Annotated in this window: 20 protein-coding genes; 5 read left to right on the plus strand and 15 right to left on the minus strand. The window is 45.8% G+C overall.

Translation table 11 applies throughout. The features are described 5' to 3' along the window. Positions 1-37 precede the first annotated feature (37 nt). Together traF and BM736_RS17110 are read right to left on the minus strand one after the other, a co-directional pair. Positions 38-1,258, minus strand: a complete 1,221-nt coding sequence (traF, locus tag BM736_RS17105; RefSeq protein WP_076414379.1) for a conjugal transfer protein TraF — start codon at positions 1,256-1,258, stop codon at positions 38-40. Positions 1,259-1,674: 416 nt separating this feature from the next. Beyond that, positions 1,675-2,580 carry a LysR family transcriptional regulator gene (locus BM736_RS17110; RefSeq protein WP_076414380.1) on the minus strand — a complete coding sequence of 302 codons (906 nt, stop codon included), beginning with the start codon at positions 2,578-2,580 and terminating at the stop codon, positions 1,675-1,677. Positions 2,581-2,874: 294 nt separating this feature from the next. On the opposite strand from BM736_RS17110, the gene BM736_RS17115 reads away from it, so the two are divergent. Further along, entirely contained in the window at positions 2,875-3,594 is a 720-nt protein-coding gene (locus BM736_RS17115; protein WP_076414382.1) for an SDR family oxidoreductase, read from the plus strand. 71 nt (positions 3,595-3,665) lie between these two features. Here BM736_RS17115 and norW read toward each other — a convergent pair whose 3' ends face one another. Both norW and norV read right to left on the minus strand, forming a co-directional pair. Further along, entirely contained in the window at positions 3,666-4,811 is a 1,146-nt protein-coding gene (gene norW / locus BM736_RS17120; protein ID WP_076414384.1) for an NADH:flavorubredoxin reductase NorW, read from the minus strand. Beyond that, positions 4,808-6,307, minus strand: a complete 1,500-nt coding sequence (gene norV, locus BM736_RS17125) for an anaerobic nitric oxide reductase flavorubredoxin (RefSeq protein WP_076414386.1) — start codon at positions 6,305-6,307, stop codon at positions 4,808-4,810. The genes norW and norV overlap by 4 nt, the downstream gene beginning before the upstream one ends. A gap of 574 nt (positions 6,308-6,881) precedes the next feature. Here norV and BM736_RS17130 point away from each other — a divergent pair. The 4 genes from BM736_RS17130 to BM736_RS17145 all read left to right on the plus strand — a co-directional run bounded on the left by BM736_RS17130 (position 6,882) and on the right by BM736_RS17145 (position 12,060). Further along, entirely contained in the window at positions 6,882-7,211 is a 330-nt protein-coding gene (locus BM736_RS17130; protein ID WP_076414464.1) for a c-type cytochrome, read from the plus strand. 212 nt (positions 7,212-7,423) lie between these two features. Further along, positions 7,424-9,136, plus strand: a complete 1,713-nt coding sequence (locus BM736_RS17135) for a DUF3373 domain-containing protein (protein WP_076414388.1) — start codon at positions 7,424-7,426, stop codon at positions 9,134-9,136. 45 nt (positions 9,137-9,181) lie between these two features. Continuing rightward, positions 9,182-10,585, plus strand: coding sequence for a tetrathionate reductase family octaheme c-type cytochrome (locus tag BM736_RS17140; protein WP_076414390.1), 1,404 nt, complete (start codon positions 9,182-9,184; stop codon positions 10,583-10,585). A gap of 317 nt (positions 10,586-10,902) precedes the next feature. After that, positions 10,903-12,060, plus strand: a complete 1,158-nt coding sequence (locus tag BM736_RS17145) for a putative sulfate/molybdate transporter (protein ID WP_076414392.1) — start codon at positions 10,903-10,905, stop codon at positions 12,058-12,060. A gap of 386 nt (positions 12,061-12,446) precedes the next feature. Here the strand turns inward: BM736_RS17145 and BM736_RS17150 are convergent, their stop codons facing one another. From BM736_RS17150 to phsA, 11 genes are all read right to left on the minus strand, one after another. Further along, positions 12,447-12,887, minus strand: coding sequence for a hypothetical protein (locus tag BM736_RS17150; RefSeq protein WP_076414394.1), 441 nt, complete (start codon positions 12,885-12,887; stop codon positions 12,447-12,449). Positions 12,888-13,332: 445 nt separating this feature from the next. After that, the gene (locus BM736_RS17155; protein ID WP_076414396.1) at positions 13,333-14,130 is read right to left on the minus strand and encodes a hypothetical protein; all 798 of its coding nucleotides are present in this window, start codon (positions 14,128-14,130) and stop codon (positions 13,333-13,335) included. A 200-nt stretch (positions 14,131-14,330) separates the two neighbouring features. Further along, complete coding sequence (locus BM736_RS17160) at positions 14,331-15,257, minus strand: LysR family transcriptional regulator (RefSeq protein ID WP_076414398.1); 927 nt, start codon at positions 15,255-15,257, stop codon at positions 14,331-14,333. A 151-nt stretch (positions 15,258-15,408) separates the two neighbouring features. After that, on the minus strand, positions 15,409-16,461 hold the full coding sequence (locus BM736_RS17165) for a DUF1214 domain-containing protein (protein WP_076414400.1): 1,053 nt from the start codon (positions 16,459-16,461) through the stop codon (positions 15,409-15,411). Between the two features lie 472 nt (positions 16,462-16,933). After that, a complete protein-coding gene (locus BM736_RS17170) occupies positions 16,934-17,965 on the minus strand; it encodes an HlyD family secretion protein (RefSeq protein WP_076414401.1) in 1,032 nt (343 codons plus the stop codon). Continuing rightward, positions 17,965-18,273: an Mg2+ and Co2+ transporter gene (locus tag BM736_RS17175; protein WP_076414403.1), complete on the minus strand. Its 309-nt coding sequence runs from the start codon at positions 18,271-18,273 to the stop codon at positions 17,965-17,967. Before BM736_RS17175 ends, BM736_RS17170 begins: the two co-directional genes overlap by 1 nt. Positions 18,274-18,480: 207 nt before the next feature. After that, positions 18,481-19,422: a LysR family transcriptional regulator gene (locus BM736_RS17180; RefSeq protein WP_076414405.1), complete on the minus strand. Its 942-nt coding sequence runs from the start codon at positions 19,420-19,422 to the stop codon at positions 18,481-18,483. Between the two features lie 129 nt (positions 19,423-19,551). Then, positions 19,552-20,415, minus strand: coding sequence for a hypothetical protein (locus tag BM736_RS17185; protein ID WP_076414406.1), 864 nt, complete (start codon positions 20,413-20,415; stop codon positions 19,552-19,554). Between the two features lie 775 nt (positions 20,416-21,190). Then, entirely contained in the window at positions 21,191-22,159 is a 969-nt protein-coding gene (gene nrfD / locus BM736_RS17190; protein ID WP_076414408.1) for an NrfD/PsrC family molybdoenzyme membrane anchor subunit, read from the minus strand. Beyond that, positions 22,156-22,728, minus strand: coding sequence for a 4Fe-4S dicluster domain-containing protein (locus BM736_RS17195; protein ID WP_076414410.1), 573 nt, complete (start codon positions 22,726-22,728; stop codon positions 22,156-22,158). Before BM736_RS17195 ends, nrfD begins: the two co-directional genes overlap by 4 nt. Positions 22,729-22,741: 13 nt before the next feature. Beyond that, positions 22,742-25,024 carry a thiosulfate reductase PhsA gene (gene phsA, locus BM736_RS17200; protein ID WP_076414412.1) on the minus strand — a complete coding sequence of 761 codons (2,283 nt, stop codon included), beginning with the start codon at positions 25,022-25,024 and terminating at the stop codon, positions 22,742-22,744. Between the last annotated feature and the right edge of the window lie 99 nt (positions 25,025-25,123).

The following is a 25,123-nucleotide window of genomic DNA, read 5'->3' on the forward strand; positions in this document are numbered from 1 at the left end:
CGGACTCGAAGCGAAGCGCTCTCGAAACTTCTGTAAACTAAAAATGATATGAAGTTTGCAGCACGCCACCTATCGCTTCATTGCTGCCTACCATGCCGGTAAAGTCGAGATAAAAGACTCGACCAAACTCAAAGCCAGTACCGAGTGAATAGATGTTAGCAGTATTATCTTTTATATCATGGCGGTAACCTAAGCGAAGCGCTAACCAATCGGTCGCTTGCATCTCGCCACCTAAGTGCCAATATTGGGTATCTCCCACCTCTTCAAAACGTTTTTGGGCATTAAGATCAATATCAGAGGTCAAAGTTAAGCTTTCCCAATCATAAGCCACTCCAGCGGCATACATGGGCTCAACTTGGAAGGTAAACCGTCTGCCTTGTGCCTCTATCGTTTCAACTTCCTGACTGATCAGATTACGCCCCGATAGGCCAACGGTTAATCCATCAACAGGCTCCATCGCCACACCTAAGTCGACATTAAATGCCGTCCCATCATTGCGATATTGGGCGTCATCAAAATCATTCGACTCAAAGTGACTAACGCTAGCCACATTGCTGTAGGTATCTATTCTTTGCAGTTTAGGTGATACCCCAATAGCAATAGGCATATTCACTATTGATAGCGGAAAGCTTAACGCCACCCCTAGATCTGAAACACTGGCCGTAACGACTGTTCCTTGTGAGCCTAATCCTTGAGAACCTAGTCCTTGAGCGTCTAGCTCTGTAAGCATGGGGGGATTATTGGAAGCTAATGTATTTAAGCTGTCGATATCTGAGTGTGCAATCGCGGCAACGCCTAAGGTATCGATATAACTCTTATAAAATACCGCCATCGGCATTTTATGAGTAGGCAGTACAACAGAAAAACCAAGGCCTGCACTGGCGTAGGCATGCTTATTTTGCAGTGACTCATCACGATATAGCGATACCTTTGCGGCATCAACTGTACCAATGGGCGTATCTAGCCCTTTATAGGAAGATTGTAATGCACCAAATTTATCAAGCACTTGTTCGCTATTAGCCCCATCAAATCCAAAGGCAGGTAATAGCGTGGCGAAATCATTAAATTTAGGAGCTTGTAGTGCCAACAGCGCAGGATTAATAAAAACAGCGCCATCTCGGTTTGACGAGGCTACGCCTGCGCCGCCCATGGCATCGCTTCGCGCCTCATAGTAGTGCTGCCCTGCGATAGCTATCGCAGGAGAGAGTAAGCCAGAAAGTAAGAGTGCACTATAAAGTGCCAACTTGAGCATTTTCATCCATTCAGCCCTTATCTTTATTTTTATTATCTGATGTTCATCAATCCCCTTCCTACTCAATAAAATTCAGCTTAGCGCACTCAATAATATCGTTCAAAATAAGCAGAAGAGGTAAAAAAACAGTCGAATTTAAAGATAGTCCAACATTTAGGATTGTGTACGACAAACGCTCAAAAAACCAACACTTCCGGCAATTTATTTTGATCTTTTTTTGTGCCGCTTTTTACATCCAATATGAATAAAAACTAACCACATAATAAATAACAAGATTCACTCTATTTCTATCATGCAAAAACCTACTTTAGCCAAGACTAAAGCAGAGCATTTTTAATTAAGAACTCTCGTCAGATCTGACTATGATCCAACTTAGATCTGCCTATATTCAAGCTAAGATCAAAGCGGGATCTAACACCTATTTAGGCAAGGTATTCCTTAAAGTGATCAATGGTAAAACCCACAAACTCCTTTAATAGGGCTGGCTGATACCTGTCCTTATGATAAAGCAGGTATAAAGGCGTATCGGCGACCTGCCAATCATCAAATACAGAGACTAACTCGCCACGGGCAAGCTCATCGCTACAATACAATTCAGGCAACCTCACAATCCCATTACCCATTAAGGCACTTTGCTTCATCGCCCTGCCATTACGGCAACGAAAGGCACCATTAATATGCACATCAAGCTTTTGAGCCCTGTTAGCAATATGAAAAAACGACCAGTTATTGACTGAGCCAGTAATACATTGGTGCGCCTTGAGTGCTTTAGGATCGCCAGGTAAACCTCGGGCATCTACATATTTAGGTGAGGCAAGGGTCATATTGGTGATATCCATTAACTTACGTGCCACTAAGCCGGAATCTTCTAACTCCCCCATCCTAAATACCAGATCAAATTGATCCACCAAGAGATCGACCCTTTGACTGCTGAAATCCAGCTCAACCGAGATACCAGGATACTTAGCGATAAATTCATTCACTAAGCGTGCGACGACCTCTTCACCGAGATAGCCACCAACACAGTTAACCTTAATACTTCCCTGCAGCCTTTGAGCGTTATCGACCGCGATCTCAATAGCCTGCTCAATATCATCAAACGCACCGCGACAACGATTAAAGAACGCTTCGCCTTGCTCTGTCATCCGCTGAGCACGCGTCGTTCTGGTGATAAGTGTGACTCCAAGACAAGCCTCTAACTGGGTGAGTTGCTTTGAAAGGTGGGAGCGAGAGCAATCGAGCACCTCAGCTGCCTTAGTAAAACTTCCCTGCTCGGCAATAACAGTAAATGCCTTGATGTCAGCTAGGTTTATCTCACGCTTACTCATACTTCTCCTCTTTATAGGCAATCACTGTCTCGATAGTCACTGTCTTGATAACCACTATCTCAATAACCACAGTCTAGATAATCACTATTTTGATAAACAGTCTTGATAAATAACACTCTCAACTGAAAGCATACTTCCACTTGTCACCATATGGAAACAATCATGTTCTTTTTAAGGCATATATCAACAATAACGTCAGCCCTATAATGCATACAACTTAATGGAGCAGCTAATACTGATTGGCATGATTAGATAGCCACTCCCTTTGACTAAACAGATAAAAGGCTTAAACAGATGAAAGAACTAATCGTAATTACAGGTGCATCTTCAGGTATTGGCGCAGCAATGGCACAAGCATTCAGTGCGAAAGGTCATCCTCTACTTCTACTCGCTCGTCGTGTTGAGCCTATGCAGGCATTAGCGCTAGAAAACAGTTTATGCATCAGTGTCGATGTGACTGATGCAGCAGCAATGAAGGCGGCTATCGCAACCGCAGAAGCTAAATACGGCAAAGTGGGCGGATTAATCAACAATGCTGGTGTGATGTTACTTGGTGCAGCAGATGTGCAAGACCCTGCAGAGTGGAGCCAGATGTTAAACATTAACGTTATGGGCGTACTCAATGGTATTCATGCGGTGCTAGCGGATATGAAGGCACGTAAAACCGGTACTATCATTAACGTCAGCTCAATTGCAGGCCGTAAAACATTCCCAAATCATGCCGCTTACTGCGCCACTAAGTTTGCCGTTCACGCGCTGACTGAAAATATCCGTGAAGAAGTGGCTATGGACGATGTTCGTATGATCACCATAGCGCCAGGTGCGGTTGAAACTGCCTTACTGAGTCACACGACTAGCGAAGAGATTAAAGCTGGCTACCAAGACTGGAAAGAATCTATGGGTGGGGTTATCGAGCCAACAGCAGTTGCAGATGCTGCACTGTTTGCTTTTGAGCAGCCACAAAGTGTCTGTGTTCGTGAAATCGTTTTAGCGCCAACACGTCAACAGCCATAGTAAAAACTGTGTAAATATCGATAACCCCAGTCTCATCAATGATACTGGGGTTATGCTTACGCGTTTGTTAATTAAAGAGTTGGCGGAAGCTCACGTAACAAGGAGAACCCTTGCTTCATGTGACTGCCGGTAACCACAAAACCAATCAGTTGCTGCTCATCATCTAAGGCTCTGGCCGTCATTCCATCCCTACTTGCACTCACTTGCCAGCTAGCATCGGCGCTAGCAGTGCGACCACTTAACTGCATGGGGAGACGCGGGGTCTTTATCTTAACCATCATAGATGGCAAAGCCACATCACTGTCCTGACCCAGCAAGGTTTTTGCTAACGCATTGGCACTCAACAGAATTGGCTGTAAATAAGCTAGCACATTGCCTTCAATTTCGGCGCAATCCCCTAACGCAAAAATATATGGATTCGAAGTGCGCAATTGACGATCCACCACGATACCGCGATTGGTTTTCAAGCCTGCCTCTGCGGCTAAACCGATATTCGGCCGCAATCCAACCGCGCACACCACAGCGTCCACTCGATACTCTTGACCGCTTTCCAGTCTGATGGCGATCGCTTCTTCATCTTGTCGCATCGACTCAACTTGCGTGTTGAGCGCCATCGTCACCCCTTGATTGCCTAGAGACTGATAGAGCTGCGCAGAAACAAAATCAGGAAGCAGACTCGGCAATAGCGCCTCAGATCTGTCAGTCAATATCACTTGTTTACCCGCGCTGGCCAAATCCATTGCGATCTCAGTGCCAATTAAGCCTGCACCTATTACCAGCACAGATTGCGCCTTTTCAAGCTCACCTTGGGAGGCCGCATAATCCTCCAAGCCGTTGAGCGTTATTATTCGCCCCACCGCGTCCCCCTTAAAAGGAGGCACTAGCGACTTGGCACCTGTTGCCAAGATCAGTTGCCGATAAGCAATCGACTCACCATTACAGCGCAACGTTTTTTGTATCGCATCGATACGCTCTACACGGCTATGACGTATCAAAGTGATGCCATAGGTCTTGGCAAAATCATCGGCACTCATCTTAATCAGATCGTTAGCCGACTGCGCTTTAGTAAACACATGGCTCAGATCGGGTTTTGCATAATCATCACCACCGCTGGCGGTGATCACAGTGATCGCCTGCTCTGTATTTTGCCTGCGTAGCGTCTTCACCAACTGATAAGCGGCAAAACCACTGCCTATAATGACGATGGGCAGACTCATGCTGCCACCTCTTTAGCAAGGGGTTCAAAAACTGCCTTACCTAAGCTACAGTCAGGGCAAAGAAAATGCTCCGGCACATCTTGCCATTCAGTGCCAGGGGAGACATCTTGATTAGGTTCACCCAATGCCGGATCGTAGACCCACTGGCACACTGTACATACTTGACTCTGCCCAGCAAAATCTGTGGCGTTGTCGACAGTCACCTCTTCTTGATGCGCTAGCTCTGCTGACTGACTCATAGGCATAACAGGATCGTTGACCGCTGGTGTATTTGCTTTGGTATCGAGTGCTTGCAGAGGATGTAAAGCCCATTGGCGCGCCACCTCCTTACCATGCTCACGACACGCCAACAGGGCCTTGCCATCGGGCTTCCATTTAGCCTTTAATCCAAACACAGTTTCAAAACCTGCATCGGTCAGACGAGCGTGAATACGGTCAACAGCCCCACCGTTCCAACCAAAGCTACCAAAAGCCCCGGCCTTCTTGTCCTTAAAGCGCAGACCTGTGATCTCCTCCAGCATCCCGGCGACCTTAGGCATCATCACATTGTTCATGGTCGATGAGCCAACAAGTACTCCCTTAGATCTAAATAAGCTGGTCAAGATCTCGTTCTTATCGTGACGTGAGACGTTAAAAATTTTCACCGCTACACCGGGATCGACATCATAGATCCCTTGCGCTATGGCATCCGCCATCATGCGAGTATTGTTAGACATAGAATCATAGAAGATAGTGATCCTGTCTTCCTGATACTGATCGGCCCACTCCAGATACTTATGAATAATCTGCGTCGCATCTTCACGCCACACTACGCCATGAGCGGTGGCAATCATATCGACGGGCAAGTTGAAGCTAAGTACCTCTTGGATCTTCGCCGTCACTAAGGGACTAAACGGGGTAAGAATATTGGCGTAATAGCGTAGACATTGATCCATCAATTCAGTCTGATCGACCTCATCGTTAAATAGGCGCTCGTCACAGTAATGCTGACCAAAGGCGTCGTTACTGAACAACACGGCATCCTCGGTCATATAGGTCATCATACTGTCGGGCCAATGTAACATTGGGGTCTCAATGAAGATCAATTGCTTGCCGTTACCTAACTCCAAACTATCGCCAGTTTTAACGATATTGAAGTTCCACTCAGGGTGATGATGGTGGCCAGTAATAGAGTCAATGGCATTTTCGGTACAATAAATAGGTGTGCCCGGAATTTTTGCTAACAAGGCTGTCAGGGCGCCAGCGTGATCTTCTTCGGCGTGATTAATGACAATGTAATCGATCTGTTTTAGATCGATCTCCAGCTCTAAGTTCTGCACGAATTCATGACTGAACTTGTGATCGACAGTATCAATCAGTACCGTTTTTTCCTCTCGGATCAGGTAACTGTTATAACTAGTCCCTCTTTCGGTCTTATATTCAGTACCATGAAAGTCCCTTACTTCCCAATCACGTTGACCAACCCATTCAATATTGTTTTTGACCTTAATAGCCATGATAAAACCTCAAATATATTTAAATTATTAAACTTACCCTGTCTATTGCACAAGCCAAGCCAAAGTTATAACTAGTTATATTTAAAGGATTTTGCATATCCATCAAGACTTAAAGGTGTCATTATGACATCCTCAACGAATGTCATTTCGACATCGCGGTGTCATAGTGACACTGCAATTATGTTGACTGCGAAGTGTCATAATAACAAAGGTTATCCCCCCGCTCTCCTTGGACTACCTCATCTCAAGTCTTAACCCCTCTTCACACAGCTATTACCTAAGTAGTATTTAAATTTAAAAAATAGTGATGCGAATCTCATTTTTCACATCCTGATATTTCAACCCTAAATTACCCCACAAAAACAAACCAACAGAAACCCTTTAAATTCAAAGGACAACATAACAACCCAATCCATTAGATTTTTATTTATGATATTTTTATCAATTAGATTTTTATAATGAATGGTGATCAACATCAAATTAACATCTACCCCTTTTTGATAAGTTACGTAACAAGGCGGAACAATTCTGCTAACACTAAGAAAAGTCACGTAGTCCGATGACTGAGGAAAAGATGATGAAACCGATAATAAAAGCAGCTGCATGTATCCTACTCACACTCTCATTTGGTGCTCAGGTGTACGCAGCAGATGGCGGTAACCCTAAGAAAGGAAAACATCTGTATAAAAAGGAGTGTAAAGCCTGTCATAGTCCAGGGGCTGTAGGCAAAGAGATGACCCCAATGAGCAAAACCATGAGTCAGTGGGATCGCTTCTTTAAGCGCATGAAGCATAAAGGCGATCAAGAAGCCTTTAACGCATTTTCTGATAAAGATCTCAAAGATATTCAGCAGTTTCTTTATGACCATGCAGCTGACTCAGACCAACCACAAACCTGCGGTTAATAGAGTTAGCAATTAAACGCTAATCAACGACTAACTAGAGACAAATTTAAAAATATGGGGACGACTCCCTAGGCCTCCCATCAGCCTAAATTTGTTAATTGTCAGTCAGATTTCATCAATAAAGCTATGGCCTGAACCTTGTTAAGGGCCCTAGCTCATGAGTGACTCGGCAAGCAGCTAAAAACGATCGAGCACTCCTAAGGAGAGATGTTATGAGAACCTTAATATCACTACTCGTTGCAAATGCACTGGCACTGTCAGGATCGGTATATGCGAGTGAAACCGATGACCAAAAGATTGCCGACCTAAAAAGACAGCTAGAAGATATCACCAGTGAATTAGACGATATCAACGATCGCGTCGATAACAACGAACGTCACTCGGCACTCGACAGAATTCTAATCACAGGTGATTTCCGCACCAAGGCACACTCCCTCCACTACCAAAATGTCACCTGGAACCCTGCAATTAAGGTGAATTTCAGCGATTTTGGCGCTAAGGCGATGTCTGGCGCATTTGGTATGCCAAACGATCCGACCTCACCTCTGGGTAAGATGATGGCAGCCGATCCTAACCTAGCGGCAGCATTTCAAAACGGTCAACTGCAGGGCATCATGCCCTATCTATTAGCCCAGAAGACCACGCAGGATATCGATAACGATATCTTTTATACCACTAGGCTCAGACTGAACCTGAAAGCCAAGGTATGGGACAACGTCAGTTTTGCTGGCCGCCTCAGCATGTTCAAAAACTGGGGAGATTCGACCGGCGTGCAGGTATTTGACTCCTGGCGTTCATTCACCATGGATGGCACCAACGGCGGTAACCCAAGCGGTGACTGGTTAAGAGTAGAGCGCGCCTACTTCGATTGGAAAAATATCAATGGCTCACCGCTTTACCTCTCTATCGGACGCCGCCCTTCAACCTATGGCCCGCCGACCCAGTATCGTGAAAATGAGAAGCGAGGCGGCACACCTTCGGGCCACTTAGTTAACTTCAACTTCGATGGCGCAACCATGGGTTATCACTTAAGTGACATCACTGGAGTAGAAGGCCAAGTTGTTCGCTTTTGTTATGGTCAGGGCTTCGAGTCTCAATACGGCAACGGTGAGATGTTCGGTGATATTGTCACTAAAGATACTCATCTTGGCGGCTTCAACATAGATGCGATTAATGACGGGAAGAACTTTCTGCAATTTACCCTCTTTGGCGCTAAAGATGTTAACGATGGCTTCAAAGGCACCATGGCATTCCCGACTCAACTAGCGGGGATCTTTGCGCCAACCATGTATCAAGATATGCAGAAATTCAGTAACTTTAACTTCGAAACTCGGGTACAGCCCAGCGGTGTAATTGGTGACATGTTCCTCGGCGGGATCGGCTTCGCTCGCGAAGAAGATAACGACGTTAAATGGTTTGTCTCTGGCGGATGGACGCGCGCCGACGGTAACGGTAATGCCGGAATGTTCGGTGGCATGCTTAGCGACGCAGTATTTGAAGCCCAGCTCAATGCCGATGGCAGTGAAATAATTATGATGCCAAGCGCTGCAGACGACAGTGGTGCGAAAGATGGTTACGGTTTCTATACGGGCATTCAGATCCCAGCCCCTTACGGTAAGTTCGGTCTCGAATATAACTATGGATCTAAATATTGGACGCCATTTACTCAAGCACAAGACGACCCTATCGGCAGTAAGTTAGCCACTCGCGGACACGTAGGTGAAGCCTACTATATGTTCGATATCAACCCGCGTATGTTCATCAAGCTCGCTGGCCTCTATTACGATTTCGAGTACACAGGTAGCGGCACTCCCGTCGGTGCTCCACAAGATATTGATGACGTTATCGCAGGCAATGCATATTCGATGCTGCCAGTGGTCGATACCGCTTTTGATATCAATGCATCTTTGACTGTTAACTTCTAGTCCAGCTCAAGCCCCCGGCTTCGGCCGGGGGGGGAGAAAAATAATATGAAACACACTCTGATCCCCTTTGCCCTCGCGCTAGCTGGTTTATCTCTACTCAGCAGCCCTGCGAATGCCGCCAATCAACATAAAGATTATATTGAAGGCCCCTTCACCGAAGGGACTCAAGTGACCCAGCAATGCATCGAATGTCATGAAGATCATGCCATAGACTTTATGAAGTCGTCGCATTGGACCTGGGAACTGGAACAAAAGCTTCCGGATCGTACGGTGAAACGTGGTAAGAAAAATAGTATCAATAACTTCTGTACCGCCATCTCAGGCAACGAGCCCAGATGTACCAGTTGTCATGCCGGCTATGGCTGGAAAGACAATAACTTCGACTTTACCGATATGACTAAGGTCGATTGTCTGGTTTGTCACGACACCACAGGGACTTATATTAAAGATCCCGTTGGCGCCGGTGAGCCTCTGGCTAAAGTCAACCTGGAGCGAGTCGCGCAAAATGTTGGCACTCCGGTACGTGATAACTGTGGTAGCTGTCACTTCTACGGTGGCGGTGGCGATGCGGTGAAGCATGGCGACCTGGACTCATCTATGTCCTACCCCGACAAGGCCACTGATGTGCATATGGACACCGACGGCAATGACTTCCAATGCCAGGCCTGTCATACGACCGAGCAGCATCAGATCACGGGTAATGCCATGGGAGTCTCACCGGGTGGTCTGGATCATATCGGGTGTGAAAACTGTCACGACAACACTCCCCATAAAAACAAGCGCATCAACACTCACACGGCAACGGTTGCCTGTCAGACCTGTCATATCCCATTCTTTGCTAAGAATGAACCGACAAAGCTGAGTTGGGACTGGTCAACAGCAGGTGAAGATAGGCCTGAAACCAAGGACAAATACGGTAAGAAAACCTTCCAAAAGAAAAAAGGCAGTTTTGAGTGGGGCAAAATGGTTGAACCGACTTATGCCTGGTTCAATGGTCGCGCAGATGCCTACATGGCGGGCGATAAGATGGTGCCTAATCAAGTCACCAAGCTGACCTATCCTCTCGGTGATATTAACGATTCCAAGGCCAAGATTTACCCCTTCAAAGTCCATACTGGTAAGCAGATATATGACAAGAAACTCAATGTTTTCATCACAGCTAAGACATTCGGCATCGGTGGTTACTGGAGTGAATTTGATTGGGATCTCGCCGCAAAACTGGGCATGCAGGCCAATGAAACTATGGTTGAAAAAGGGCTTGAATATAGCGGTGAATACGACTTTGCAGCAACTGAGATGTGGTGGCGCATCAACCACATGGTCTCGCCCAAAGAGGAGTCACTTAAATGCAACGACTGCCACAGCAAAGGCACCCGCATGAACTGGAAAACGCTCGGTTATGATGGCGATCCGATGAAAAATAAGCAGGGAGCTCGTCATGCTGACTAGCTTCAACTAGGTACGCACTCCCCCCCCCAAGAGGGTGCACTTTTGTCAACCACTCACCATCCTTAGGGTGGTTGACCTTTTTATCCCATGCACCTATCTGCAACGGCACAAATTGAACCTTAACCCGTCAGGCTAAGCATATTTAGTATTCCCTGATAAATGCCCATTTAGATACAGGTCACCATACTATATGGCCACTTTGTCCCACCTTACTGTTTATAACCACCATAATTGCTCCCTAAGTACCTAAAATGTGATAGTGAAAATTGGCACTATAATTGTAAAGAATAAGATGTTCTTTTCTCACGGCAAGCTATATGACATGCAAAAGCACATTTCTTAACAGATGTGATCAATACTCAGGTGAACTCAGTGGAGCCTTCGCCGATCTTGGGACATTTTTACCACTTGTCCTAGGCCTTATTGCCCTTAACCATTTTTCTCCTCAGGGGATATTTATGGGTTTTGGGCTGTTTGCGCTATTTACCGCTTTTTACTACAGACGCCCTATCCCAGTTCAACCTATGAAGGTGATTGCCGCCTTAGTGATCGCTCAAGGCTTAACTCCCGGCATGTTACAAGCCAGCGGCATGATGATGGGCGTTATATTATTAGTGCTCGCTTTTAGTGGGGCTATCACTTGGATGGCAAAGCAGCTTTCTCCCGCGATCAGTATTGGTATCCAACTTGCTATTGGACTGCAACTTATCTGGATGGGTGGCCAGATGATGGGAGAGACTTGGTTTATCGGAGCTGCAGCCTTTGCCATGCTGTTTGCCAGCCGCTTCCTGCCACTACGCTACCTTGCTATGCCTTTAGTGCTCGGATTGGGCATGATATGGCAATATAACAGTGGTATGGCACCTAGCTTTAATCTCAATGTCGACACCAGCTGGCAGCTAAGCTGGCCTAGCTTTAATGAGTGGACTTCAGCAGCTGGACTATTGGTATTGCCGCAACTAGCACTAACGCTCACCAATGCGGTTATCGCTACCACGGCAATGGCAAAGGATAAGTTTCCTGCCGATATGGTCAATGGTAAAGAGAACTTCACTCCCAAACGCCTTGCCACCAGCTCAGGTTTAATGAACCTAGTGTTAGCCCCTTTCGGTGCCACCGCTATGTGCCACGGTGCAGGCGGCCTTGCTGTGCAGCATCACTTCGGCGCCAGAACTTGGCTGGCCCCAACGATATTTGGCAGCACTTGCCTGCTTATCGCCCTCACCTGGGGAGAAGGCATTGCGACCATATTGTCACTGATTCCACTAGCAGTCTTAGGCAGTCTATTAGCCATAGCGGGCTTACAGCTTGCCTGGTCAAAACGCTTTATCGATGGCCGCCCCTTCTGTATCTTCGTCATCCTCTCAACCGCTGCAATCTGTTTACTAGTCAATACCGCCGCAGGATTAGCCGCCGGCTTTATTTTAGAGACAGGCCGTCGACAGTGGAGAGTGTTCAACGATTTGAGACACTAGTTTGAGACATTTGAATTGGCTTATCTGACTTTCAGGCTTATCTCATTACCCAGATAAGTCTGAACTTGTCAGATAACAAGTTTGAAATACTTTTTGGTGGGTTTCATTTTACAGGGTTGATATTGTGCAGGTAATTTAAAGGTCGCACCTTCACAGTAACCTAACGCCTGCCCGGCGAGGGTAGTGCACTCTTGTTTTGATAAAGTTCTGCTACACGCCGCCTGTTGATTTCATAAGAGTCGTCCCTATAGCCTCTACGGCAGCATCCTTGCTGCCGAAGGTCACAGCCCCGTTCACACCAGATGATGTTACAAGCAAGCGAGTTTCTATTTACGCCTTCAAGATCTTAAAAAACAAATTGCTACAACCTCTTTCTTTAACTACTTCTAGCGGACCCACTTGGCTATATCTCTGGCACTTTTAAATGCAAAGTCTCTTTTAATTAGGCTACCGGCTGAGTCAAAAAGTAACAGTTCTGCCTGTCTGGCTCTGTGCTTAGCGATCAGCTTGTCGCCATCTGGCGTACCAATTTGAGCAATAAGAAAGAACATCTGCTCTTCACCACCACTATTCATAGAGGCACGCACTTCATTCATCTGCTCAGTCTGGCTACCGCTTACTGCAAGGTTTGGATCATAGACAAATACTAAAGCAGGTTTACCCGTACCTATCTGCTCATGGGTCGATTTAAACCCTTTCGGCATCACAGTTAACAGCATAGCTACGACTATCACGATTGAAGTGATAACACCGATTGCAACCCAAGGCATACGGCGAGTCGAGGTAGCAGCAGTCTTTAGATCTGGCTTGGCGCTAGGTGTAGTCATGATAACAAGTCCCTCTTTTAACTTTTGAAAGATACAATAATGTCACTAATTGTAATAAACGTATCTGAGCCAGAGATTAAAATCTCTCCCAAGGTTGGGGGATTACCTTGTCAGATAACATGGCAGAAGTATCTTTTTGGTGGGTTCATTGGGCGGTTTTGATATTGGGTAGGCTATTTGAAGGTCGTACCTTCACAGCAACCTAACGCCTATCCGGCGAGGAATGTGCACTCTTGTTTTGAGAAAGTTTTTCGTCAGATTAAGAAGTCGGAGATAAGTAGCCAAGAGGTTGACCTGCTAACCGCAAAACATAAATTATGAATCGTTAGTTTATCAATTAGAGGGTGTTTTGCGTTTAAATGGAGTACCTGAAAAGTTTAATTTTTAACGTTTTCATATACCCATAAAAGTATAACGCCTCAAAAGATAAGAGGCGTTTTTAACTTTAGAACTGATAGTTAACTTCTATTCGATGATCACCATTTTCAAAGCTAAGGTTTTCATTCCAATTAGCGAAGTATCGTATCGTAGTACGGGGATTCAGTTGGTAACTGAGTGCCGCTTCATGCAGCAACACGCTATCTTCGCCTTGCAGCCCATGCTGCTTAAAAGTGTCTGACCCTGATATGGTCCCCATGTACATTGGGTTATAGTTAAGCCAGATTTTATCACTGAGTTCGACTTTTCCGTATAATCCGGCAACGTAGAATGTGCCGTGTAAATCCCAGCGGTCTTGTGCTTGCGCTGCACCGGTATTGTTGCTATCAAAAGACTCGCCAAATGCAACACCTAGACCCGCCAACGGGTATAAGCTAACGGGACCCATCTTAGGAAGCGCTTGAATGAAGCTATACGATGCACTGCCTTGCGTACCTTGGGTCGGTGTGAAACCAAAGTTGACATCAACCTGGCTGCCACGGCCGTTAGTCAGGTCAACACTGTAGTTACGAAAGCGCAGCGAGTCGATGCTGTCTGTTCCTTCTCGGTTTTTCCAGCCAATGGCATCTCCGGCAAAGCCCTTCACTTCTAATACATTCATTCCCATCGTTGTATCAGAACCTGTGTCGTAGGTTTGACCCACTTTTAAATTAAGTCCCTTATCGGTATAGCCAAGCCCTGCTTGGGTGTAAACCGCGAGAGGATCGGACATATCTTGCAGTTCAACTTCTTCGGCAATAGCGTGAGTACTCAAGGCAAAAGTAATGGCTAAGCTAAGTGAAGTTAATGCAGTTGAGTTTTTCATAATCAGTACCTAATTAATCTTGTTGTAATAAGTTGCTGACTATTTTGAAGGCTAATATTGACTTGATAAATAGCTGCATAAGACTTAGTTCAAGTCTATTTTGAACTTGACTGGGTATAGAACGGATATAAATGGCTAAAGGAGTAGAGCGACTTAGTCTAAGAGGTGGCCTAGTCTAAGGGTTAGCTTAAAAGCTGTGGTTAAAACTCAAAAGGAGGAAAGTGAGTTGCTGTTTCGTCTAGTATTTTCTTTAGCCATTTAGTCAGTGGTTTATTGCGATTTTTTCTTGCATAGGTGCAGACTATATGCGAATCAGGTAATCGTTTTGAATTAACTTTAAATTTGATCGGGCGTAGGTTAGTTGATGGATAAAGAGCAATATCTATCGTGCTCAGTAGTAGCATATTTTGTGATTCAGCAACTTGCATACCAAGGTTTAAACTGTCTGTTTGACAGCCCACGCTTGCTTTTACTCCCATTTCTTCAAGAACTGAATCTACGTATATGTTTTTTTCATCAATATTGGGGATGACAATGGAAACGAAGTGATATTGCTCTAATGCCTTGTGGGTGACTTGTTCTAATTGATGTAGTGGGTGATCTTTATGAGCAAAGATAGCAAATACGTCATCAACAATTTTTTCTTGATAAATAGAGTTGGGTAAAGTGGCACTATAGTAGTTGACGCCAATTGCTGCACGATTATCTAACAATTGCTCCACAGAGCTTTGATCCCAGCCTTTGATGCACCAAGTCGCTTTTGGCGCATCGCGGTTAAGTAGTTCAAATATTTTGTTGCCATAGATAAGTTGCGATTGATGATTCAGATAAATCACATAGCGCCCGGTTAGCTGTGATGGATTAAACTCGCTATTGGTTGCGACGATATCATCAATGCTATTGAGCAGACTCGGCAGTTTTTCTACTAATGCTTCGGTAAATGATGTGGGTGAGAGTTGGTTACCAGTGCGAATAAACAATGGCTCGTTAAATGATTGCCGGCACTTAGCCAGATTCCGAGCCACCGCTGACTGGGATATATCCAGTTGTTCGGCAGTCACATAGGTATTACGTGTATTGTAGAGGTTGAGTAAGACCTTAAGTGCTTTAAAATCTAAGTTATCCATTTCGCTCCCAAACACAGGCGGAAGAAGTCGCTGGTTGTCTTGACTATTACTTAGGCCAGATTACCAGAAACCGAGCGCGAATTGAAAATATAACGCAAGCAAACAAGCTAAGCAGAGCGCTTAGCTTGTTCTCAAGTTAGCTAGATCTCACTTATTTGGCAATAATTGGCGGTAGCAGGTATTCGCCGTCTCGAACGCTTTGATCTGGCTCATATACACGCATTAAGATATTCCACCCTTCAGTGGTGTCCAAGCGGTTGTCGATATCGCCACAAACCTCAGCACTACCGTAGTGCATGGTGACTGAGCCATCTTGGTTCTGTTTCGCCACACGGCTGTTGATGTTATTGTCATCTGAGAACATATAGCCTTGGTCGTTGTAAACGGTAATTGACCAAAACGCTGTGTTTTCAGGCTCTTGATAGGTTGAGCTGTAACAGATGTCAGTACCTAGTTCTGGTGCTTGAGCAATGTAGACGGTTTCAGAGCTTGGGAACAACCCCCAAGATGTCGCTACTGCCATGTTATGCCCTTTATATCGGTCAACTTCACCGCGCGCACCTTGCCAGTCGTTTGGATATTGAGTAATGCTGTCGCGCATCTCGACCTCATACTGCGATCGCAGCTCAATCATCTGCTCCCAGTCCCAGTTGACCATCGGCTTAGGCTGCATGTTGCCTGATTCAATTTTTATCTGGTTTAGAATATTTGATGCAATAGCGACATCAGCATCATCTTTTGCATCAAAGACCTGAACGCGTGGGATCACAGCAATCCAGCGTGTATCTTCTTGTTTGTCGAAGTGATGTGTGGTGCCAGATCCTTTTAGGATGTGCAGCGTTTTGTGCTCATTATCTAAAATGTATACAGAAGCGTAGCGGTCATCGGCATGCTCTGGGATTGTAATGGTGTAGCCTTTGCTGGTATCAACTTGAATACCGGCATATAAGGTGTCGCGATTCATTCTTGGTACAGGTTGACGATCAGTTGGGGTCACCTCATTGAAAACCATGCCTACATTCAGGCCACCTTCATCAAAAAAGCGGTAAAGGCGAGCATCCATTTCAGCTTCCACAAAGTTATTTACAGTGACTGCTTTGGTGTCGTTTGCAGGCGCATTTGGAGCTTCTGATGCGATGGCTGTAGTGCTCATTCCAAGTGCAACAGCGATGGCTAAAGAACTTAATGTGTTAGTTTTTTTCATGATGTTTACCTCAAAAGTTGTTAGTGGTTATGTTTAAATCTGGTGCTATTATTACAACTGAAATCGACTTGATTAATAGCTTAAACCGACTAACATTGAGTCGGATTAGTACTTGAGATTAGACTTGTGCTTATGGCTCAGGTTTTAGTTTTAGTTTTAGTTTTAGTTTTAGTATTGGGGTTGAACTAGGGCTTGAGATGTCAAACTTGAGCTTGGACTTGAATTAGCACCTAGGCTTAAAAGCGCAACAATGGCCACAATTTGTTTATTTAGGGAAAGTCAGTCACTGGGGAGCGAAGCGCTTGGTGCTTAGCGGGGGTTACTGTTAACTGGTCACAGCTTGTTTGAAAGTGATGCAGGGGGCAAAGGGGATAGCTTGCCGCCCATTTAACATGTGCAAAAACCGCCTTACTCCCATCAGTGAAATAAAGCTGAGAATAAAGCGATCCATCAAGATGATTAGCGTGCGTAATTACAGCGCTTGTAGGTAAGATTTCACTGCAGTAATTCTCACGGTCGCAGCACCAATAATGTCTATAAAGCCAAGTAACGGTGTTGGCTTGTCAGCACTAATCCAGGCTGAGCCAGTGGCTCCAATAGGCAGCCTTGCCATCGTCTCGGCATCTATTTCTAGAATCACAGTTCTGCCAACGGGTGCCGAGCCTCGCTGTATATGCTGAGAAACAAATTGCTCCTGAGGTAATAAGCTTCCTTGTGCCTCACCGGTCGCTTTAACAATGCTGTGCACTTTAGCGCGAAAAATCTCGCCGGGATGGCTGTGAACAAAAAATTCACTGAACTGTCCTGGCTGGATGTTTCGATAAGCTTGATCTGGGATCCGCATCTCAACAAACTTTTTGCTTGTGTCCCAAAGGTGCAATGAACCAACACGCGAGCCATCGGCGATAAACACATGAGTCACCATGCCATCAAATGGGGCGGTAACTGTTAAACGCTCAAGCTCAAACTCAAAATTAACCCGCTGCGCTTCTAAGCTTAGCTTCTCTGCATCAAAAACAGCGAGGTCAGCTTTAAGTTTTACAACAAGATCTGCAGCTTGCTCTTTCTCTTTTAAAGAGACATGTTGCTGCAACCCTTGGTGGCGCAGATGATCGCGCTTAGCCTGAGATAGTGTGACCTGTAAGGCCGCTTGTTGGCGTTGCACTTTCACTCGCTTAGCATCTAACTCTGCAATTTTAGCGGTCAAATTATCATCTTTGAGTACATACAGTACATCACCTTTAGTGAACGCTTGGTTATGATCGACATAGACTCTATCAATATGCTGCCCAAGTGCTGGTGAGAGCACCGCATGGGGGGCTTTTACCGTGGTTGAGTTAGTCAAATCGGCCGGTGAATAAAACCGGTGACCGAAAAACAGTGACAACGCCAGTAATACACCAATAAAAGTAGTGATAAAGTAATTTTTTGGCGTTCGGTTAAGTACCTTAAATTTAAACAATAACCATACGATAAGAATGTAAGGTAGCATTATCTCTTTCATTATCTTGTTCCCTTTATCCAAGTTTGAACTTTATCCCAGTCGGTAACGATGGCAAGCGCCGCGAGAAACCATAGGGGTTTCCATGCCAGACCTAGAATACATAGCCAGAAGATGAGCTTAGCTTGAGCGAGACCTTTTTCTTTGGCTAAATGCTTAGGAATAGAGTGTATTTGCCACAGTTTGGCCGCTATCCAGCTGATGATGGCAATAGTGACTATGACGATAAACCACATAAACTCAATGGAGTTGAGTAGCGGGTATACCTGCGGTAAAGCTTCAAATTGTAAGCTTGTATCGTTGATTCTCATCAGAGGCCTCATTATGTAAAGTAAAGTGTTAATCCCAGCGCTGTTGGTGTGCTGCTTAATAACGTGGGGCCATTATGAAGTTTTTAACCGACTTGTTTAATAGCCTTAAGCGAGTTTGCACAAGTCGAATAATGACTTGTCATTGATAGGTGCTGGACACTATGTAAGGGCGAACACCTTACAATGCTGTAAGGCGAGCTGGATAGGTTATGACTGACAGGGGCGAGTGGCAACAGTCAATGAAGGGTTGTACAGCGGTGTAATGGTCTCTTTGATAAGCGATTTTAACCATAAAGTTAGCGGCTCTTGAGCCTGTTTACCCGAGTATGCACAGGTGAGCATTAACGGCATGTGATGATCAGCCAGTTTGACCGCTTTTAGCGCTGAGCATTGTTCACCGAGACTGAGTGCCGAGCCGATAAATAACAATGGTTGATTGTGGGCAATTTGTGTCGCCAGCGGTAAAGAGTGAGTGTGTATCCGTGAGCTGATCTGAGAGTGTTGACCAAGTAGGTGCTCTAAGCGGTTATTGCTGAACTTATCGTTAGCGTTTAATGGCAATGAAATAAATTCATACTGTGCCAGTTGTGCCAAGGTGACACCTGGTAAGTCATGTATTGGGTGTTGATTGTTTGCCCAAACAACCAATTCATCGTTTACGATTTTATCTTGAACAATCAAGCTGGGTAAATCTTGATTGACGTAGTCGAGCCCTAAAACAACGCGCTGGTCGAGGAACTTTTCAATGGCTTGACTTTGCCAATCGGTGATCGTCCAGCTGGCGTTGAGGGCCTGTGTAGATAGCTGCTGTGACAGTGCAGTGCTTATTTGAGATGGTAATTGTGCGGCGACAAATAGGTGGTAGTGCCCGTACAGCTTGGCCGGGTCGAAAGTATTTTTCATCACAATATCGTTGAGGCGGTCGGCGATGTTTGGAAGCTCGATAGCCAGTGCTTGCATGAGTGGAGTTGGGTTGAGTTGCTTACCTTGACATATAAACAAAGGGTCATTGAGTGATTGACGGCTTTTAGCTAGCGCTCGACTGACCAATGATTGTGAGACCTCCATGTTTTCAGCAGTTTGATAAGTGTTTTTTGTCTGATACAGATCCGACAAAATGCGCAGGGTACGAAGATCTAAATTATTCATAGGGGGCTCTTTAATTGACGGCTTCGATGGCTTCAGTAAGGGAAATAAAATTGTTAACCATTATCTTGGGTGAACGAAAGGGCCCAATACAGGCCCTATCAGGTTGATGCAGCTACGGGGTTAATGCCCTTAGAAGCGCCAATCGAAACCGACAGAAATCTTAGTGTCTTCACCGCGAATGTAAGTGCTGTTCGACATTGGGTTGTTAATGTCATCTAGCCTGATGTTGGTGTACTTAGCTTCTAAGTAGATATTGAATACTGCATCACCGACTTTAGTTCGTGTACCTTGCAGTAATACTAAGTCAACCATTTGCATCTCTACACCGCCGTAAGTTGAGCCACCAAATGCTTGAAATACTGTGTAGTGAGTATCATTCCATGGGTGCAACCCATATACGTTAACTGACGCCATGTGGGCATCATCGCCACCGAGCATAGATTTTACGTCACCACCAGAAATATTCATCGACTCCAAGGCAAACGAGTTACCACTGCCTAATGAATAGCCATCAAGCTGTGAAGGAGCCATACCCGCATTTAAATCTCCGGCAATCTTGTTGGTATCGAAGTCAATGTAGGTGTAGTTGACCGATGGGAAAAAGGTGGTTTTGTCATTGGTTGCGGTAAGTGGCAACATGTAACCAGCGGTATATAAATTCATAGCGTCAGTGACATTAACATCAAGGTAAACACCACCAAAGCGCTCATCAAAGTTAGCAAGGCGGAATCTGAAGTCCTCAGATTGAGTGAAGTACTCACCAATCATAATGGTTTGAGTCTGATACTCGCCATCACCATATAGGTTGTTAAAACCACCACCTGCGACTAACTTAATTTCGCCATTGTGGTCTGTAGCAATACCACCGCGCCAAGATGTGTTACGTGGGTCAGCATCATGGACTTGCGTGTCTTCTGCAAATACAGCAGTTGAAGCTGAAAGTGAAAGTGCTGCGATTAAGCCAAGTGCCGTAAGTGATTTAGAAGTGTTCATCATATTACCTTTTAAGTTAGGTTGTGTTGTTAAGTTGGGAGTATTATCGATTTAAAATTCAACTTGGTTAATAGCTCAAACCAACTGGCTGCGAGTTAGAATTCGACTTACGATTTATTGGGAATACTGATTTATAAAAAAATAAGTCAAATCTACTGATTAATAATGAAATTTGTTTTAGCTAGTAATTTTTGTTATTGATTGTGACGAATGGCCATGGCGACTGTTGTTCGTCTTTTTAAGAGGTCTGAAACTAGTTGTACGATGAGCTATTAATTAAGGGGAAAAAAACGTCTAGCCAAGCTATTAACAGTGCGTCCACAATCTTTTTACTGTTATAGGTGCTCGCAACTAAGTTAGAAAGAGTGTTGTTAAGTGAGAGGGCTGCTATGAACTCGCTAGCTGAGCATTTGCTGAGAGGTGTGCGAACTTCGAAAAAAGGGTGAGGTTTCACGAAGTGGAACTCTTCGAACGAGAGGTATGGATACCGAACTGGCCTTTAAACATGGACGTTGTTTGATTTCGCAGAGCCTATAGGGATACTTCTTATGAGCTCAAAAGCCACGGCCTGTCGCAAAGACTCATAGCTCATGCTCTGCACTCCAATATTGGTTAAGGTTAACTAAGATGTTTCTGTCCAAAGGGCAGGCGTTAGATAACAATGAAGTATGACTTCAAATAACACGATTCAATACACATTCACTACCGACCAAAAACAAAAAAAGCCCAGAGGTTTAATCTGGGCTTTCATCTGTCGAGTGAATCGAACCTATACCTAATGAATGTAGCTCTGTCCTGCATAGATAATAAAGTGACGCAGTGCTAACACCCCTGTCAAGCCGCTGCAGGCCACCATGACCATAGCGCCTTTGGTATGGCGCACTGAACCTGGCATCAACATAGATAGCAGTGGAATACCAAAACCTATCCCCACTACGCCTATCCAGAATACTGCCGCCCACACACCTGTAGTCAACGATGCGAGTGCTAATGCCGCTGCGCCGCCTTTGAAGTAGAGTGCGCAAAACAGCATAAACAGGAACATGATTTCAGTCGCCATCACTGGTAGCTCAAGTCCGTGCATCTTACTCAGCTCTTTGTCATGGCTGTCTACTTTAAACATTAACAGCGCCACGATTGAGTTAGCTGCAGCACCCGCCGATAGGCCTGAAACTAAGAACAGCGCAGGCAGTACCGCAGTGTTCAGCATAGGGTAAGCGTTCATGGCTGAGATAAGGAAGCCCGTATAAGCGCCAACGCCGATTGCTAAGATAAACAGCAAGACCTCAATCGCCTTTCTAAATGGCATGAGCATCTGAACAACAGGTAGCAGGAAGCCAAGTTTCCACTTAGGCAGTTCATCACGTAGCACGATGAGTGCATAGGCGATACCCAGCGGAGAGTAGGCAAGCAGGGCTAACACACCGATGGCCATCACTGACTGGAAGTTGTAGTTAATCAGAATCAACCAGAAGTGGAACGGCTTAGTGAGATCGAAGACCAAACAGGCCAAACCTAAGCTTATCGCAATCGGACTGATGATTGCGGCCGCCTTTAGAATCGCGCTTTCCTGTGCGCCGCTTCCTTTAGCCGCTTTTTTATCTTCATCGCTGCGATACCAGCGCAGTCCGATGCCGATTAAGATACTGCCGGCAGATAGACCGGCCATAAATAGATAGATTGCGATGATCCAGTTCCAAGTGACCGGATCATATTGCGCCATATCGCCCCAGATATTGTTCATGATGGGATCCCCCCTCTCTTAGTCGGAATACGATAGAGTCTCGGTTTAGTACCAAGATGTGTTTTATCTTGGTAGCTAGGTTTAGTGTTGAGCACTTTGACCACTTCACTGCTCGGATCGTTTGCATCACCAAAGATCAAGGCATCGGTTGGACAAGCTGTCACACAAGCTGGTAACTCACCCTTGGCAAGGCGGGTCTCCTTACAGAAGTTGCACTTGTCGGCAACCTTAGTCTCAGGGTTCATAAAGCGAACCTTGTAAGGACACGCCGCTACACAGTACATACAACCAACGCACTTCTCAGCCTTGATAGACACTAGACCATCTTCACCGACGTAGGCCGCACCTGTTGGGCAAACCTTAACGCAAGGGGCATCTTCACACTGCTGGCAAGAGACACGGTTATATTTAAAGTGCAGGTTAGGGGCATCACCAAACGGGCCCTCTACTCGAACTTGCAGTCTGGTCACCTCATCTGGGGTGCCATTTTCACTGCGACAAGCTATGTTGCAAGCTTGGCAGCCGATACATTTATTTTCGTCATGTATCATTATGAGTCGCTTAGACATAATTTAACTCCTACTAAATCTTCGCAAGCTTGACGCCAGTGGTGTGAATATTCATGCCGCAAACAGGCGCAGTCTTATGTGGTAGCAAGTTGCCACAATGCACCCCTTTACCTGTTGCACGCACCAGCTCCTTGTTCTTAGAACCAAAGCCCATGTAAGCAAATACGGTATCTTGACGTATGCCGGGAGTAACTAAGGCCGTGCCCTCTTCGCTGCCGACACTGCTTGAAAGACGAATAGCATCACCTGAACTGATCCCGAGCTTTCCAGCCGTAACAGGGTGAACCCACACTGCGTTATCGGACATCAAGTTAGCCAACATAGGGATATTGTGAGTGGCGCCATTGGTATGAATCGCCACCTTGCCCTGAATAAAGTAGAGCTCATCGGCTTGCTTAAGTGACACATCTCGGTACTTGATCACACCGCGGCCTGCAGCCATTCCCTCAACTTTTTTAGAGGTCAGCTCAATCTTGCCACTTGGAGTTTTAAACTTAAGTTGGCTGCCATAGGTGCCATCGGCGTCAACTGGCTTAGCCTTGCTATAGGTTTGAGTAAAAGTGCTCACCATCTCAGGCTCTCTGAGCATTAATGGCTTGCCGTAGCTGACATAGCCCTTCTCTTTAATGCGCCTAAGCTCTGTGGTGTCACGGTTAACTTGCAGCATCTGCAAGGTTTCCATGCTAGACCAAGGGAAGAACTGACCTAGCCCCATCTCCTCACCGAGCTCTTTGAATATCTGCCAGCTTGGTTTGGTTTGACCTATGGTCTCAACCACACGTTGACGTACATAGTAGGCTGGGTTTTTACCCGACTTATCCGCTATCTCTTCATCACGCTCAAGGTAAGTCGACTCAGGCAAGATGATGTCAGCGTAGGCTGCGGTTTCGCTGATATAGACATCACAGCTGACCACAAAATCGAGCTTTTTCAGTGTTTCAACGACACGCGCTCTATCTGTCATGGTCTGCATTGGGTTAGTACGGCTCATCACCCAAGCTTTCAGCTGGTAAGGTGTAGCCTCTAGCGTTGCATCTAGAATGGTTTGATAAATTCCGCCCGATGACCACATCATGGCGTACTGCTCATCGACCTGATCGATACGTTTGGCCGTAGGCTTAGGTAGCCCCTCGACCCCAGGCTTACCCAGTGCCGGAGCGACGGTTTCACCCGCAAACTTATTGTAGGTTTTGGCTTTCTTGCCAAGGTATAAACCACCTTTACGCTCGATGTTGCCGATTAAGACGTTAGCGGCAAACAGGGCGCGGCGCATATCGAACTCTTCAGGGGTAAAGGTTGCGCGGTGGCCAAAGTCGACCACGGCATGAGGCGCGTGGGATGCGTACTCATAGGCGATACGGCGAATATCAGCGGCGAGCACATCACTGATCCCAGCCGCCCACTCTGGTGTATAGGCTTTTACCTCGTTAGCAAACTCATCGAAGCCTTCAACATATTGTTCGATAAATGCCTTGTCATACAGGTCATCTTCAATCAATACATGACAAAGGGCTAAGGCAACGGCGACATCGGTGCCGGGCTTAATAGCAAACCACTCATCGGCCTTATCGGCCACAATCGAGAAACGTGGCTCAAAGACCACCAGCTTAGTGCCTTTCTCCATCTGCGCGTCCATCATGGCGCGCGTCTCGGACATATTGATCCCCTCATAGAGGTTATGACCGAAATTGATAATGTATTTAGAATTACCCATGTCGCGCTTCACTTTAGTGCCAAACATCGCTTTGGCTGCGACAACATAGGCGCCGGGACAAGTAGAGGCATGGGTAAAGGCGTTAGGTGAGCCAAAGGCTTTACCTAAGTGAAACAGGTGACCCGATAGTGAGCCTGACTTTGATGAGAAGGCAACAGCTTCAGCGCCATGTTCGCGCTTAATCTTATTGAGCTGATTCGCGATGGTCTTGTAGGCTTCATCCCAGCTAATCTCAGCCCATTTGCCTTCGCCGCGCTCACCGACTCGTTTTAGTGGATTAACGATACGCTGAGGATCATAGAGTAAGCTGTGACCCGCGCCGCCTCGAGCGCAGACTTTGCCACCAAAAGATTTCGCTTCTTTATTACCTGTGATGTAAACGTTTTTGCCGTTAACGACCCGCGCCGAGATTGGGCAACGCGTCGAGCACATTTCACAGATACTCGCGACCTCTTTACCGACCGCTTTAAGTGGTGCATTTTCCAGTGCAGCTAACGTTCCTGGCAGCATGGTTGCGAGTGCACAACTTGCGCCCCCGGCTCCCGCTCCCTTAATAAAATTACGCCTATCAAGCTTAATCATTGTTTCCTCCTCACCTGCAGTGCAGATGAACGCTCACTAATTATGGTTTTCGTTGCCCAGCTCTTCAGCGGGCTTATGAGCATTGTTATCCCATAAGAA

The sequence above is a fragment of the Shewanella sp. UCD-KL12 genome, from assembly GCF_001957125.1.
Taxonomy (GTDB): domain Bacteria; phylum Pseudomonadota; class Gammaproteobacteria; order Enterobacterales; family Shewanellaceae; genus Shewanella.

What these genes read in the sequence shown, in the direction of transcription:
- traF (WP_076414379.1), bottom strand. Translation starts at nt 1,258, where the DNA reads ATGAAAATGCTCAAGTTGGCACTTTATAGTGCACTCTTACTTTCTGGC.
- BM736_RS17110 (WP_076414380.1), bottom strand. Translation starts at nt 2,580, where the DNA reads ATGAGTAAGCGTGAGATAAACCTAGCTGACATCAAGGCATTTACTGTT.
- BM736_RS17115 (WP_076414382.1), top strand. Translation starts at nt 2,875, where the DNA reads ATGAAAGAACTAATCGTAATTACAGGTGCATCTTCAGGTATTGGCGCA.
- norW (WP_076414384.1), bottom strand. Translation starts at nt 4,811, where the DNA reads ATGAGTCTGCCCATCGTCATTATAGGCAGTGGTTTTGCCGCTTATCAG.
- norV (WP_076414386.1), bottom strand. Translation starts at nt 6,307, where the DNA reads ATGGCTATTAAGGTCAAAAACAATATTGAATGGGTTGGTCAACGTGAT.
- BM736_RS17130 (WP_076414464.1), top strand. Translation starts at nt 6,882, where the DNA reads ATGATGAAACCGATAATAAAAGCAGCTGCATGTATCCTACTCACACTC.
- BM736_RS17135 (WP_076414388.1), top strand. Translation starts at nt 7,424, where the DNA reads ATGAGAACCTTAATATCACTACTCGTTGCAAATGCACTGGCACTGTCA.
- BM736_RS17140 (WP_076414390.1), top strand. Translation starts at nt 9,182, where the DNA reads ATGAAACACACTCTGATCCCCTTTGCCCTCGCGCTAGCTGGTTTATCT.
- BM736_RS17145 (WP_076414392.1), top strand. Translation starts at nt 10,903, where the DNA reads ATGACATGCAAAAGCACATTTCTTAACAGATGTGATCAATACTCAGGT.
- BM736_RS17150 (WP_076414394.1), bottom strand. Translation starts at nt 12,887, where the DNA reads ATGACTACACCTAGCGCCAAGCCAGATCTAAAGACTGCTGCTACCTCG.
- BM736_RS17155 (WP_076414396.1), bottom strand. Translation starts at nt 14,130, where the DNA reads ATGAAAAACTCAACTGCATTAACTTCACTTAGCTTAGCCATTACTTTT.
- BM736_RS17160 (WP_076414398.1), bottom strand. Translation starts at nt 15,257, where the DNA reads ATGGATAACTTAGATTTTAAAGCACTTAAGGTCTTACTCAACCTCTAC.
- BM736_RS17165 (WP_076414400.1), bottom strand. Translation starts at nt 16,461, where the DNA reads ATGAAAAAAACTAACACATTAAGTTCTTTAGCCATCGCTGTTGCACTT.
- BM736_RS17170 (WP_076414401.1), bottom strand. Translation starts at nt 17,965, where the DNA reads ATGAAAGAGATAATGCTACCTTACATTCTTATCGTATGGTTATTGTTT.
- BM736_RS17175 (WP_076414403.1), bottom strand. Translation starts at nt 18,273, where the DNA reads ATGAGAATCAACGATACAAGCTTACAATTTGAAGCTTTACCGCAGGTA.
- BM736_RS17180 (WP_076414405.1), bottom strand. Translation starts at nt 19,422, where the DNA reads ATGAATAATTTAGATCTTCGTACCCTGCGCATTTTGTCGGATCTGTAT.
- BM736_RS17185 (WP_076414406.1), bottom strand. Translation starts at nt 20,415, where the DNA reads ATGAACACTTCTAAATCACTTACGGCACTTGGCTTAATCGCAGCACTT.
- nrfD (WP_076414408.1), bottom strand. Translation starts at nt 22,159, where the DNA reads ATGAACAATATCTGGGGCGATATGGCGCAATATGATCCGGTCACTTGG.
- BM736_RS17195 (WP_076414410.1), bottom strand. Translation starts at nt 22,728, where the DNA reads ATGTCTAAGCGACTCATAATGATACATGACGAAAATAAATGTATCGGC.
- phsA (WP_076414412.1), bottom strand. Translation starts at nt 25,024, where the DNA reads ATGATTAAGCTTGATAGGCGTAATTTTATTAAGGGAGCGGGAGCCGGG.